Below are 13276 nucleotides of genomic sequence, written 5' to 3' on the forward strand. Positions count from 1 at the left end.
CCCGCGATGCCCCGCGACACGGGGCCGCGGGGCGCCGCCGACCGCCGCGGGGCCCTGCCGCCGCGGAGCCCTCAGCCCTTGTTGGCGCCCAGCGTGAGCCCGGCGATGAAGTGGCGCTGGAGCAGCAGGAAGACGAGCACCGTGGGCAGCGCCACCAGCACCGAGCCCGCGGCCAGCAGGTTGTAGTCGGTGAAGAACTGCCCGCGCAGGTTGTTGAGCGCGGAGGTGACGGGAAGCTTGTCGCCGTCGGAGATGAAGACGAGCGCCCACAGGAAGTCGTTGTACATCCAGGTGAATTGGAGCGTGGCGAGGGCGGCGAGGGCCGGCCGGCACAGCGGCAGCGTGATGCGCCAGTACCGCGTCCAGACCCCCGCGCCGTCCACCACCGCCGCCTCGATGATCTCGATCGGCAGGGTGCGCATGAAATTGGCGAGGACGAAGACGCAGAAGCCGACCTGGAACGCGACCTGGACGGCGATCACGGCCCAGTAGGAGTCGTACATCGTCATCGAGTCCGACATCCAGTAGGGCAGCTCTATCTTGGTGAACAGGACATACAGCGGGGTGACGATGACCTGCTGCGGCAGCAGGTTCCCCGCCGTGAACACCATCAGCAGGACGAGCCCGCCCCGCATTTTCAGCCGGGTGACGGAGAAGGCCACGAAGGACGCGAGGAACAGCGTCAGCAGCACTCCGGGGACCGCGATGAGGATCGAGTTGAGGAAATACTTGCCCATCCCGGAGTCGGTGAACGCCTGCTTGTAGTAGTCGAACGACAGATGGCGCGGCAGCGAGAAATAGCCGTATTTCGCGGTCTCCTCGTACGGCCGCAGCGAGGCGTAGACGGCGAGCAGCAGCGGGGCGAGAAACGCCAGCGAGACGGTCATCAGGAAGGCGTGCAGACCGAGCCGCCCGGGGCGGACCCGGCGCCGCCCCGGTCCGCTCACCGGGCCTGTGGCCGGTACGGGGGCCGGGCGGATGTCGGTGATCATCCCTTCTTCTCCCCTCGCAGCTCCTGGACCAGATAGGTCACGATGAATCCCAGCGACACGGTGAGCAGGACGACGGCGATGGCGGAGCCGAATCCGATCCGGCTGGCCTCACCGATGATGTTGTCGGTGACCAGCACGGAGAGCAGTTCCAGCCCGTTGCGGCCGTGGTTGATGGCGTAGACGATGTCGAACGCGCGCAGCGCCTCGATGACCGTGATGACGCCGACGATCACATTGACCGGCCGCAGCGTGGGCAGGACGACCCGGAAGAAACTCTGGGTCTCGCTCGCGCCGTCGATCGCGGCGGCCTCCTTGAGCGAGGGATCGACGGATTTCAGCCCCGCCAGATAGAGGATCATCACATACCCGGTGTGCCGCCAGGCGGCCGCGAGCAGCACCATCCAGATATTGAGGTCGGGGTCGCCGATCCAGTCCACCGGTTGGCTCTTGTCGCCGAGAATCGCGTTCAGCGCGCCCTGGTCGCGGGAGAAGATCAGCTGGGCGATGAAGCCGACGATGGCGAGCGAAAGCACCACCGGCATGTAAAGGGTGGACTGGTAGAAGCGGCTGAACCGGACACCCTTGTCGAGAAGGACGGCCAGCAGCAGCCCGAAGGGTGTGGCGACCAAGCCGAGGAAGGCCACCCACAGCAGATTGTTGCGGACGGCGGGCCAGAACGGCGGATATTCGGTGAACAGGTTCCGGTAGTTGTCGAAGCCGACCCAGTGGAGGTCGCCGATCCCGTCCCAGCTGGTGAAGGACAGACCGATGGAGGCGAGGGTCGGGCCCCAGACCAGGGCCAGGTCGAGCAGGACGGGTATGCCCAGCAGCACGCCGATGACGGCGAGGTCGCGGGAGGTGAACCTCCGCGGTCCCCGCCGTTTGGCACGCCGCGCGGTGGTGAGCGGCACGGCGCGATTCTCCTAGCTGTCGGCGAATATGGTCTTCTTCTGGGACTCGATGTCCTTGGTCAGGGTGTCGATGTCGTTCGGTTTGTTGATGAATTGCTGGATCGCCCGGATCATCACCTGCGACGCGAAGTCGGGGCGGGTGTCGCGGTCCATGAACTGCGATATCTGCTTCGCGTCGGAGACGAGCGCGACGGCCTTCTTCTGGAGCGCGTTGTAGCCGGAGGTGGCCGCCTTGTCGTTGCACGCGATGTTGTTGGGGTCCCGCTTGAGATAGATCTCCTCGGCGGCGGGGGTGGCGAGGTACTTCAGCAGCTCCTTGCCCTCCTTCTGCCGCTTGGACTTCTTCGCCAGCAGGAATCCGTCGATCGGCGCCTCGACGGCGTCCTGGCCGTAGGCGGAGTCGATTTCGGGGAAGGGGAAGAAGTCCAGGTCCTCGCGGTCGGCGGCGGAGAACTGCTGCCCGGGGTGGGGCAGCCCGAAGACCGCCATGCCGGACTTCTTCTGCGCCAGGCTCTGGGCCGCCTCCTGCCAGGTGCGCCCGTTGGCGCCCTGCTGGTGGTACGGCATGAGGCCGCGCCACAGGTCGAAGACGTGCTTGACCCTGGGATCGGTCCAGGACTCCTTGCCGCCCATCAGCGAGATATGGAAGTCGTAGCCGTTGGCCCGCATATTGAGATAGTCGAAGGTCCCCATGGCGGGCCAGCCGTCCTTGTCGCCGAAGGCGAAGGCGTCGAGGCCGTCCTTGTCCATCCGCTTGGCGAGCGCCCGGAACGCGTCGAAGGTCTTGGGGATCTCGTAGCCGTGCTGCTCGAAGACGCTCTTCCGGTAGAAGACCGCCCACGGGTAGTAGTAATACGGCACGAAGTACTGCTTGCCGTCCTTGCCGGTGGACTGCTTCTTGAGCGCGTCGGAGAAGCCGCTGAAGCCCTTCCAGAGATCGCCGATCTCGGCGAGCTGCCCCTGCTCGGCGAAGAACTGCATGCGGTATCCGGCGAACCACATGAAGACGTCGTCCGGGGTGCCCTTCAGATAGCGGTTGATGCCTTCCTGGAAGGCCTCATGGTTGACGGTGTTGACCTTGACCTTCTTGTCCGTCTTCTTCTCGTACGCCGCGAACACCTCGGCGAACGCCTTGCGGGGCACGGCGTCCGAGGCGTTGGAGCCCATCTTCACCTCGTTGCCCGGACCACCACAGGCGGTGAGGAGCGCCGGGAGGGTGACCGCCCCGGCGCCGACCGCGGTGCCCCGGAGCAGCGTACGGCGGGAGATCCGATGTCCTGACGATGACTGTGCCATGGGCCCTCCACAGAGGATCAATCAAACACAACCGAACGCGGGTGGCTGGATCACATCGGGCAGGAGGCGGCATAGTCAAGGGTTTGGACGAGATATCGAACAACTGTTATCGCATCTCTTCCAACAGACTCCAACACGGCCTACCGTAAACGCTCGCATGTGACGCGCCCGCAACGCTGCGTCACCCCGTTGAGAACGGAGGACCCGCATCATGCGCCACCGCTCTTTACGTACCGCGAGACAGAGAATCATCGGAGGACTGGCCGCCGCACTGCTCGGCACGGCCGGTCTCACCCTCCCCGCCGCCGCCCAGCCGGCCGCCGCCCAGCCGACCACGGCCGAACCGGCGGCGGCCGAACCAGCCGCCGCCGAGGACGGGCTCGCGCTCACCCCGCCGATGGGCTTCAACAACTGGAACTCCACCCACTGCCGCGCGGACTTCGACGAGTCGATGGTCAAGGGCATCGCCGACATCTTCGTCAGCAGGGGGCTCAAGGACGCCGGATACACCTACGTCAACCTCGACGACTGCTGGGCGCTGCCGCAGCGCGACGCGAACGGCAAGCTCGTCCCGGACCCGGTGCGCTTCCCCAACGGCATCAAGGCCGTCGCCGACTACGTCCACTCCAAGGGCCTCAAGATCGGCATCTACACCAGCGCGGGCACCAAGACCTGCAACACCGCGGGCTTCCCCGGAGCGCTGGGCCATGAAAGGTCGGACGCCCAGCAGTTCGCCGACTGGGGAATCGACTACCTCAAGTACGACAACTGCAATAACCAAGGTGTAGACGCCAAGCAGCGCTACCGCACCATGCGGGACGCGCTGAAGGCGGCGTCCGAGACCACCGGGCGCCCGATCGTCTACAGCATCTGCGAGTGGGGGCAGAACAAGCCGTGGGAGTGGGCGGCGGATGTCGGCCAACTCTGGCGCACCACCGGTGACATCAGCGACAGCTGGGGCAGCATGCTGTCGATCGCCAAGAAGAACCTGCCGCTCGCCCCGTACGCCGGGCCCGGCCACTGGAACGACCCCGACATGCTGGAGGTCGGCAACGGCGGCATGACGGACACCGAGTACCGCAGCCACTTCTCGCTGTGGTCGGTCATGGCCGCGCCGCTGCTGATCGGGACCGATCTGCGCAAGGCCGACGCCAAGACGTTCGAGATCCTGGGCAACCGCGACGTGATCGCCGTCGACCAGGACCCGCTGGGCAAGCAGGGCACCGTGCTCTCCTCCGAGGGCGGGCGCTGGGTGATCTCCAAGGAGATGGCGGACGGCAGCCGCGCCGTCGCCCTCTTCAACGAGACCGAGCGGCCGCAGCGCATCGCCACCACCGCGGCCCGCCTCGGCCTGCCGCAGGCCGACGGATACCGGCTGCGCGACCTGTGGCGGCACCAGGACCAGAACACCGCGGGCTCCGTCGCGGCCACCGTCCCGGCCCACGGCACGGTGCTCTACCGGGTCTCCGCCGACCGGCGCTGGGCCTCGTACCCGCCCGCCGCCGAACTCGGCGCCGACGCCGCCCCGTTCACCGAGGCCGGAGCCACCGCACCGGTCGAGACGGCGCTCCGCAACCTCGGCGGCACCGCCGCCCACCAGGCCCGGGTCAAGCTCACCGGACCCGACGGCTGGCGCATCAGGACCAGCCTGCCGACCCGGGCCGCCACTTTGCCCACCGGCAGCAGGCTCGCCACCCGCTGGCAGGTCACCGCTCCGAAGGACGTCAAGCCCGGGGCGTACGAGCTGACCGTACGCGCCGACTACCGCTCGGCGCGCGGTGACAAGGTCGGCACCGAACTGCCCGTGCCGGTCCATGTGGTGGTCGCGCCGCCCTCCGGTCCCACCCACGCGAGCGATCTGCCGTGGCTGAGTGCGGCCAACGGCTGGGGCCCGGTCGAGAAGGACACCAGCGTCGGCGAGAACGCGGCGGGCGACGGTCATCCGATCACCCTCGACGGCACCGTCCACGCCAAGGGCCTGGGCGTGCACGCGCCCAGTGAGGTCACGTACTACACCGGTGGCCACTGCACCGCGTTCACCGCGAAGGTCGGCGTGGACGACGAGGAGGGCACCGCAGGAACGGTCGCCTTCGAGGTGTGGGCGGACGACACCAAGGTGCTGTCGACGGGGACGCTGACCAACGCCGATCCGGCCAAGGCCATCAGCGCCGCCGTCGACGGCGCGACGACGGTCCGGCTCGTCGTCACCGACGGCGGGGACGACGTCACCAGCGACCACGGGGACTGGGCGGACGCGGCGTTCAGCTGCTGACGTCCTGCCCCGGCGACCGGCCCGCTCCCCCTTGCCGCCGTCTCAGCAGACCGGCAGCCCGGGGAGGGGCTGGTCGTTGTCGCCGCCCTTGACGTACACATCGCTGACGTACACGTCCTTGTTGCCGTTGTCGTCGTCCGTCTTCGCCCACCAGACGTTCGTCCACTTGCCGTACCGCTCCGGGCGGTTCAGGTTCTCCTGGCAGTAGAAGTAGTTGACGCCCTGCTTCAGGGTGCCGACCGGTTCGCCGCCATGGGTGTACGACGTGGCGTCGCGCCACACCACGCAGTTGTACTTGCCGCCGCCGATGTCGCTGCACGCCGGGGCGGCGCCGGGGCTGGAGGTCGGGGAGGCCGCGCCGGTGGCCTTCCCGGTCTCTCCCTTGCCGTCGTCCCCGCCGCCCTTGCCGTCCGGCGCACCGCTCTCCGACGCGCCTCCCGCGCCGCCCTCCGCACCGCTCGGTGCGCGCGAGGCCGGTGGGGACGCCGCCCCGCTCGCCCGCGGGCTGCCCGTACCCGCCTCGCCCGTCGCCTCGCGGTCCCCTCCGCCGGACGCCGGCGACCCGGATCCCGTCGGCTCCGGCGACCGGCCCGCCGTCGTACGGTCGCCCTCGCCGCCGAGGAGCGCGTACGTCACCCCGCCGCCGACGAGCACCACACCGGCGACCGCCGCCGCCACCAGCGCCCGCGTCCGGCCGCGCCCCGGCCCCGGCGCGCCGCCCTCCCCGGGACCGGCGCCTACCAGCCGCTGGGCGGCCGCGACATCCGGCGCGGTCGGCGTCCGCGGGACCTGCGATGCCTGCGGGGTCCGCGGGACCGGCGGGGCTTGTGGAGGAGACGGCCGAAGCTCCGGCGCGGCCCCGGCCGCGACGGCCTCCAGCAGCTGCCGCGCCTCGGCCGCCGTGGGACGCCCCTCCGGGTCCTTGTCCATCAGCTCGCGCAGGACGGGCGTCAGCGGACCGGCCAACCGGGGCTCCGGCAGCGGCTCGGTGACGATCGCGGTCAGCGTCGACCACACCGAGGTGCGGCGGAACGGCGACGAGCCCTCCACCGCCGCGTACAGCGTCATGCCCAGCGCCCACACGTCCGAGGCCGGGCCCGGGTCCTGGCCCTGGGCGCGCTCCGGCGCCAGGTAGTCCAGCGAGCCGATCAGCTCGCCGCTGCGGGTCAGCTTGGTGGTCGCGCCGTCGTCGGGCGCCTCCATGCTCGCGATGCCGAAGTCGGTGAGCACCACCCGGCCCCCGCTGTCGAGCAGCACGTTTCCCGGCTTCACATCGCGGTGCAGCACCCCGGCGTCATGGCCCGCGGCGAGCGCGTCGGCCACCTTCGCGCCGATCCGCGCGGCCTCCAGGGGATCGACGACACCGCGCTCGTCGATCACGTCGTCGAGGGACGGGCCGTCGATCAGTTCCATGACGATGACCGGCAGCCCGTCCTCGTCCGCCACATCGTGCACGGTGATCACACCCGAATGGCGGATCCGGGCCGCGGCGCGCGCCTCGCGCTGCATCCGGGTGCGCAGATCGGCCAGCTCCGCGCCGGACGCGTCGGTGTAGGCGCGCAGCACCTTGACCGCGACCTCCCGGCCCAGCAGCTCGTCCACCGCTCTACAGACCACGCCCATGCCGCCTCGGCCGAGCTGCCCCGTCACCCGGTAGCGCCCGCCCAGCAGCCTGCCGGACAGATCACCGCCCATGTCCCCCGGTGCCACCATCGGCTCCCTCGCATCGCCAGCAGTGAGCGAACAGCTTAGGCCCCGCCGGTGACAGTCCGGCTCAACTCGCGCCGCCAGGCGCGCCCACCGGGCCGAAACCCTCCAGCCGCTGTTCCTGGGCGGCCGCGGCGGCCGCGCCGACCAGCCCCGCGTCGGTGCCCATCTGCGCCGGTACGACCTCAAGACCCTGGACGTAACTCAGGGTCGCGTAGTCGCGCAGGGCGCGCCGCAGGGGCGCGAAGAGCACGTCCCCGGCGCCCGCCACCCCGCCGCCGATCACCGCCACCTCGATCTCGACGAGCGCGGCGGTCGCGGCGATCCCTGCGGCCAGGGCCTGCGCCGCGCGGTCGAAGGAGGCCCGCGCGACCGGGTCACCGGCGCCCGCGGCGACGGCGACGGCCGCGGCGCTGGTGTCGCCGTCCGGGCCCGGCTGCCAGCCGCCGGACAGCGCCCGGCGGGCGATGTTGGGGCCGCTGGCGATGCGCTCGACGCAGCCCCGCGCGCCGCACGGGCACAGATCGCCGTCGAGGTCGACGCTGATGTGGCCGATGTGCCCGGCGTTGCCCGTGGGGCCGGGGTGGAGCCGCCCGCCCAGCACCAGTCCGCCGCCGACACCGGTGGACACCACCATGCACAGCGCACTCGCGCGCCCGCGCGCCGCGCCCTGCCAGTGCTCGGCGGCGGTCATCGCCGGTCCGTCGCCGACCAGGGTGACCGGCAGCTCGCCGGTGGTCTCCCGGACCCCGGCGACCAGCGGGAAGTCGCGCCAGCCGGGGATGTTGACCGGGTTGACGGTGCCCACGGAGGCGTCCACGGGGCCCGCGCTGCCGATCCCGACGGCGGCCACCCGGGACCACTGCGCGGTGGCGGCGAGTTCGCCGAGCACCGCGGAGACCTCGCCCATCACCGTCGGGCCGTCGCCCTGCGCGGGGGTCGCTCGCCGGGCCCGTACGACCAGCTTGCCGCCGCCGTCCACCAGGGCGCCCGCGATCTTGGTACCGCCGATGTCCAGCGCGGCGATGAGGTCACGTGCCATGGCGTCGACTCTCCTGGTGGGCCTCGGTGTCATCAGTATGCGGCCACAGTCTTCCCTGCCGCTGACAACGTTGTCCAGCGGCTATGCTCGACACCCCTTCCGCCCTTCCGCCACGACGACCAGCGACGGGACGAGCCCACCGTGACCGACACCGCCCGGGACATCGCCGACAACACCCCACCGCACCGCTACGGCTCCCGGCCCACGATGAAGGACGTCGCCGCCCGGGCCGGAGTCGGCCTCAAGACGGTCTCGCGCGTGGTCAACGGCGAACCGGGCGTCACCCCCGACACCGAGCACCGCGTCCAGGAGGCGATCACCGCGCTCGGCTTCCGCCGCAACGACAGCGCCCGCATCCTCCGCAAGGGGCGCACCGCGAGCGTCGGCCTCGTCCTGGAGGACCTCGCCGACCCGTTCTACGGCCCGCTCAGCCGTGCCGTCGAGGAGGTGGCCCGGGCCCATGGCGCGCTGCTGATCAACGGATCCAGCGCCGAGGACCCGGTCCGCGAGCAGGAGTTGGTGCTCGCCCTGTGCGCGCGCCGGGTGGACGGCCTGGTCGTCATCCCGGCGGGCGACGACCACCGCTATCTGGCCCCCGAGATGGCGGCCGGTGTGGCCACCGTCTTCGTCGACCGCCCGGCGGGCCGCATCGACGCCGACGCGGTGCTCTCCGACAGCTTCGGCGGCGCGCGGGACGCGGTCGCCCATCTGATCGCCCATGGCCACCGCCGGATCGGATTCCTCGGAGACCAGCCGGGCATCCACACCGCCGCCGAGCGGCTGCGCGGCTACCACGCCGCGATGGCCGCCGCCGGGCTGCCGGTCCACGACGGCTGGCTCTCCCTGGGCCCCACCGACCCGGAGCGGGTGCGCGGCGCGGCCGCCGCCATGCTGGACGCCGCCGAGCCGGTCACGGCGCTCTTCGCGGGCAACAACCGGGTGACGGTCACGGTGGTGCGGGTCCTCGCCGAGCGCCCCGCACCCGCCACGCCCGTGGCCCTGGTCGGCTTCGACGACTTCGAGCTGGCCGATCTGCTCTCCCCCGGCATCACCGTGGTCGCCCAGGACGCGGCGCAGCTCGGCCGCACCGCCGCGGATCTGCTGTTCCGCCGCCTCGACGGCGCGGGCGGCGCACCGCGGCGGGTCGTGCTGCCGACCCGCCTGATCGCCCGCGGCTCCGGCGAACTGTCACCGTCCCTGTCCTGACCGGCGTCCTGAACGACGTCTGAACGGTCCCGCCCCGGTTGCCCCGGCCCGCGGCGCCCGTCACGGTGGGGTGCGGAGGGCCGGGAGACCTCGGTCGACGGGACGAGGGAGGCGCGGTGACCGGACGCCGTACGCGAACGATCTGCGCGGCGAGCCTCATGGCCGTGCTGGCTCCGGTCGCCGCGGGCTGCTCGCAGGAGGGCGGCACGCCGTCGGCCGCGGTGTCCCGGGCCTCCGCCGCCGTCGCTTCGGCGACGGCCTCGGCCAGGGCCCAGCTGGACAAGGTCAAGGGCGGGATCAACGTCAAGGGCGAGGTGAAGGCCGGGGCCGTCTCGACCGACCGGAACGGGCGGGCCGTCGCCCCCATCACGGTGACCAACACGAGCCGCGACACCGCGGACTATGCCGTGGAGGTCACCTTCCGCAACGCCAAGGGCGACCTGGTCGACGCCACCGTCCTCACCGTCCGCTCGGTACGGCCCCGCACCGCCGCCAAGGCCGTCGCGCGCAGCCACCGCAAGCTGACCGGGAAGATCACGGCACGGATCGGCACCGCCCTGCGGTACTGAGCGGGCAGGCAGGCCATGGACCTCCAGATTCTCCCACTGGCCGTCACCATGATGGCGGGGCCGCAGATCGTGGCCGCCGTGATCCTGGTGACCACCGCGCGGCCGGTGCGGGTGTCCTCGGCGTTCCTGCTCGGGGTGGCGGTCGCGACAGCGGTGGGGGTCGCCGTCACCCGGGGGATCTTCGCCCTGCTGGGCCAGGCGGTGTCGCCGGGTCAACCGTCCGACCCGGGGTCGGCCGCGACCATCGTGCAGCTGGTGCTGGTGGGGCTGCTGGTGCTGGTCGCGATGAAGAACCTGGTGCGCCGGGAATCCGTCGAGCCGCCGAAGTGGCTGGGCTCACTGATGGATGCGGGCCCTCTGCGGGCCCTGAGGACCGGGCTGCTGGTGATCCTGCTGATGCCGTCGGACGTCATGGTGATGCTGACGGTGGGGGCGCATCTGGAGCAGCGTCGGGCGGGTCTGGCGGAGGCGCTGCCGTTCATCGGTGCCACCGTGCTGATCGCGGCGCTGCCGCTGCTGCTCTACCTGGTCTTCCGTCGCCGGGCGCGGCGTGCGATGCCCCGGCTGCGGGAGTGGCTGAACACGCACAGCTGGGTGGTCAACGTCGCCGCCTGTCTGCTCTTCATCGTGCTCATCCTCACCCCCTGACTCGGCTCACCCTCCGAGCCGGTCCCGGCCCGTCGCGCCGGTACGGCCCGTCGCGGCCAGCAGCGTGATCACCGCGAGGACGGCCAGCAGGAACAGCACCAGGAACAGCACGGTCAGCACGGTGGGGTGGTTCCACAGCGCGAAGACGGCGGCCGGGGCCAGCAGCGCCGCGACCGTCAGCTCCCGCCGGTGGTCCGCGGTCCAGGTCCCGGCCCGTCCGGTGCGCATCCCACGGGCCGCGCACCAGTGCGCGGCGGACTCGGCGGTGCGCTCGGCCGTGGCCCGTACGGCGCGTGGCAGCCGTCCGGGCCCGGCCAGATAGGCGCCCGCCGCGACGACGGCGCTGAGCACCAGCACAGTGAGCACGGTGACCCGCAGGAAGCGCACCACGGTGTCGAAGAGGGCCGAGGCGGCGGCCCGGGACAGCACGCCCGGCGGCACATGGTCGAGGCAGTACCGGCGGGCCACGGTGAGGGCGAGGGCGAGGGCCAGCGAGGCGACGGCGGCGCCGAGGGCGGCGAGGGCGAGCGCGCGGCGGCGGCCCCGGGCGAGCAGGACACCGGTGGTGCCGAGCGCGATGGTCAGGGTGGGCAGCCAGTTGCTCGCCAGGTCGAGCAGGCGTACCGCCTGCTTGATGCGGTCGAGTTGATGGGAGTGGAAGAGGATCGTCCGCCGATGGATGTCGGGGATGTCGCTCGCCGAGGGGAATCCGGCGTCCACGAGCTGGAGTTTGACCTTCTCCACGGCGGCGCCGACGTTCAGGGTGACGGTGTCGCCGCGTACGCCGACCGGGCCGTGGCCCTCGCCGGTGAGGGCGTGCACGACGGCCGCGTGGGCGGCGCGGTTGGCGCCGGTCCATACGGCGGCGAACTCCTCGGTGTGCACGATGTGCGTCGCGACCTTGCGCACGGCCTGGTCGAGGGCCGCGTCCAGCTGGGGGGCCAGGCCCTCGATGGTGTCGGCGGCCCGGGGCGGCAGGCCCTGGTCGCGCAGCCAGTCGGCGATGTCGGAGGTGACCTTCCGGCTGTTGTGCCGGAGGTCGACGGCCTCGCTGACGTGGTCCACGGCCGCCTCCTGGATCGCCGGGTCGGTCGCCAGCGGGGCGACCGTCGCCACGTAGCGGTCGGTGTCCAGGACGATGCCGTGGACCCATACGGTCAGCACGGACACCGGTACGAGCAGGCAGCCGAGCAGGATCAGCAGGGCTGACACGGCACTTCTGACCATGCCACCATCTCCCGCCCTCCCCGGCGGCCGCGCATCCCGGGTGACACGGAGGGGTGAGCGAATGTGGCCAGGCGGATCAGGCGGGCCCGGCCGCGCGGCTCAGCGCGGGGCGCGGCCCGCCAGGGCGTCGAGTTCGGCACGGCCCAGTCCGGTCAGCTGTTCCACCTCGGCGGCGTCGACCGCGCCGCAGTCCAGCCCGCGCAGCAGATGGCCGCTGAGCGCCTTGGCGGTCGCGGGCTCGTCCATGACGTCGCCGCCCGCGCGGTTCACATACGCCGCGAGGCGGGCCGCGGCCGTCTCCAGGCCCTCGCGGTAGAAGGCGTAGACGGCGGCGTAGCGGGTGGGCAGATGGCCGGGGTGCATGTCCCAGCCCTGGTAGTACGCGCGGGCCAGGGACCGCCGCACGAGACGGTGGTGGAGCCGCCAGGCGTCGTGGACGCGTTCGGTGGGGCCGACCGGCAGCACATTGGTCGAGCCGTCGGAGAGCCGTACGCCGGTGCCCGCGGCGGCGACCTGCATGACGGCCTTGGCGTGGTCGGCGACGGGGTGGTCCATGGCCTGGTGGGCGGCGCTGACGCCGCAGGAGGCGCTGTAGTCGAAGGTGCCGTAGTGCAGTCCGGTGGCGCGGCCCTTGGCCGCGTCGATCATCCGGGCGACGGTGGCGCGGCCGTCGGAGCCGAGGATGGCCTGGGTGGTCTCGATCTGGATTTCGAAGCCGAGCCGGCCCGCCGGGAGCCCGCGGGCCTTCTCGAACTCCTCGCACAACCGGACCATGGCGCTGACCTGTTCGGCGTACGTCACCTTGGGGAGGGTGAGCACGAGCCCGTCCGGCAGCCCGCCGGAGTCCATGAGTCCGGTGAGGAAGATGTCGAGGGTGCGGATGCCGCGGTCGCGGACGGCAGCCTCCATGCACTTCATGCGGATGCCCACATAGGGCGGTGCGGTGCCCGCCGCGTGGGCGGCGGCGACCACGGAGGCGGCACGGGCGGCCGCGGCGTCCTCCTCGGCGTCGGGGCGCGGGCCGTAGCCGTCCTCGAAGTCGATGCGCAGGTCCTCGACCGGTTCGCGCTCCAGCTTGGCGCGCACCCGCCGGTACACGGGCTCGGCCAGCTCGCCGGGGAGACCGAGGACGGCGGCGAGGGCCCCGGCGTCGGGCGCGTGGGCGTCGAGGGCGGCGAGCGCCTGGTCGCCCCAGTCGCGCACGGTGGTGTCGGTGAGGGCGTCGGCGGGGACGTAGACGGTGTGCACGGGCTGGCGGGTGCCTGAGTCGCCCGGGTAGCGGCGGGCGAGGTCCGCGTCGACGGGGGCGAGGGACGCGGTGATCCCCTCGCGTACGCCGCGCGGCAGGCTGGTCCCCACCGTCTCGTGCTGAGTCATGCCCGCACCTCCGCCTTTCGCCTTCACTC

The 13276-nt window shown here is 71.8% G+C and carries 11 protein-coding genes; 4 read left to right on the forward strand and 7 right to left on the reverse strand.

Going from position 1 to position 13276, the window contains the following annotated elements; translation table 11 throughout:
* Positions 1-71 precede the first annotated feature (71 nt).
* The 3 genes from HYQ63_RS06510 to HYQ63_RS06520 are packed head-to-tail and all read right to left on the reverse strand — an operon-like array spanning position 72 to position 3199.
* Positions 72-992: a carbohydrate ABC transporter permease gene (locus tag HYQ63_RS06510; RefSeq protein WP_179932966.1), complete on the reverse strand. Its 921-nt coding sequence runs from the start codon at positions 990-992 to the stop codon at positions 72-74.
* Complete coding sequence (locus HYQ63_RS06515) at positions 989-1903, reverse strand: carbohydrate ABC transporter permease (protein WP_179932967.1); 915 nt, start codon at positions 1901-1903, stop codon at positions 989-991. Before HYQ63_RS06515 ends, HYQ63_RS06510 begins: the two co-directional genes overlap by 4 nt.
* Positions 1904-1915: 12 nt before the next feature.
* Positions 1916-3199 (reverse strand): ABC transporter substrate-binding protein, encoded by a 1284-nt coding sequence (locus tag HYQ63_RS06520; RefSeq protein ID WP_179932968.1) that lies wholly within the window; start codon positions 3197-3199, stop codon positions 1916-1918.
* A gap of 211 nt (positions 3200-3410) precedes the next feature.
* Here HYQ63_RS06520 and HYQ63_RS06525 point away from each other — a divergent pair, with 211 nt between their 5' ends.
* Positions 3411-5471 (forward strand): NPCBM/NEW2 domain-containing protein, encoded by a 2061-nt coding sequence (locus HYQ63_RS06525; protein WP_179932969.1) that lies wholly within the window; start codon positions 3411-3413, stop codon positions 5469-5471.
* Between the two features lie 42 nt (positions 5472-5513).
* Here HYQ63_RS06525 and HYQ63_RS06530 read toward each other — a convergent pair whose 3' ends face one another.
* Together HYQ63_RS06530 and HYQ63_RS06535 are read right to left on the reverse strand one after the other, a co-directional pair.
* Complete coding sequence (locus tag HYQ63_RS06530) at positions 5514-7184, reverse strand: serine/threonine-protein kinase (RefSeq protein WP_179932970.1); 1671 nt, start codon at positions 7182-7184, stop codon at positions 5514-5516.
* Between the two features lie 61 nt (positions 7185-7245).
* Positions 7246-8220, reverse strand: coding sequence for an ROK family protein (locus tag HYQ63_RS06535; RefSeq protein WP_179932971.1), 975 nt, complete (start codon positions 8218-8220; stop codon positions 7246-7248).
* Between the two features lie 141 nt (positions 8221-8361).
* Between HYQ63_RS06535 and HYQ63_RS06540 the strand changes: the two genes are divergently transcribed.
* The 3 genes from HYQ63_RS06540 to HYQ63_RS06550 all read left to right on the forward strand — a co-directional run bounded on the left by HYQ63_RS06540 (position 8362) and on the right by HYQ63_RS06550 (position 10643).
* Positions 8362-9426: a LacI family DNA-binding transcriptional regulator gene (locus HYQ63_RS06540; RefSeq protein WP_179932972.1), complete on the forward strand. Its 1065-nt coding sequence runs from the start codon at positions 8362-8364 to the stop codon at positions 9424-9426.
* Positions 9427-9542: 116 nt separating this feature from the next.
* Positions 9543-9995, forward strand: coding sequence for a hypothetical protein (locus HYQ63_RS06545; protein ID WP_179932973.1), 453 nt, complete (start codon positions 9543-9545; stop codon positions 9993-9995).
* Positions 9996-10010: 15 nt separating this feature from the next.
* The gene (locus HYQ63_RS06550; protein WP_179932974.1) at positions 10011-10643 is read left to right on the forward strand and encodes a GAP family protein; all 633 of its coding nucleotides are present in this window, start codon (positions 10011-10013) and stop codon (positions 10641-10643) included.
* A gap of 6 nt (positions 10644-10649) precedes the next feature.
* Here HYQ63_RS06550 and HYQ63_RS06555 read toward each other — a convergent pair whose 3' ends face one another.
* On the reverse strand, positions 10650-11855 hold the full coding sequence (locus HYQ63_RS06555; RefSeq protein ID WP_257231669.1) for a hypothetical protein: 1206 nt from the start codon (positions 11853-11855) through the stop codon (positions 10650-10652).
* Positions 11856-11969: 114 nt separating this feature from the next.
* Positions 11970-13247, reverse strand: coding sequence for an aldolase/citrate lyase family protein (locus HYQ63_RS06560; protein ID WP_179932976.1), 1278 nt, complete (start codon positions 13245-13247; stop codon positions 11970-11972).
* Between the last annotated feature and the right edge of the window lie 29 nt (positions 13248-13276).

It is taken from the genome of Streptomyces sp. Rer75 (assembly GCF_013414305.1).
GTDB classification, from domain to species: domain Bacteria; phylum Actinomycetota; class Actinomycetes; order Streptomycetales; family Streptomycetaceae; genus Streptomyces; species Streptomyces himastatinicus.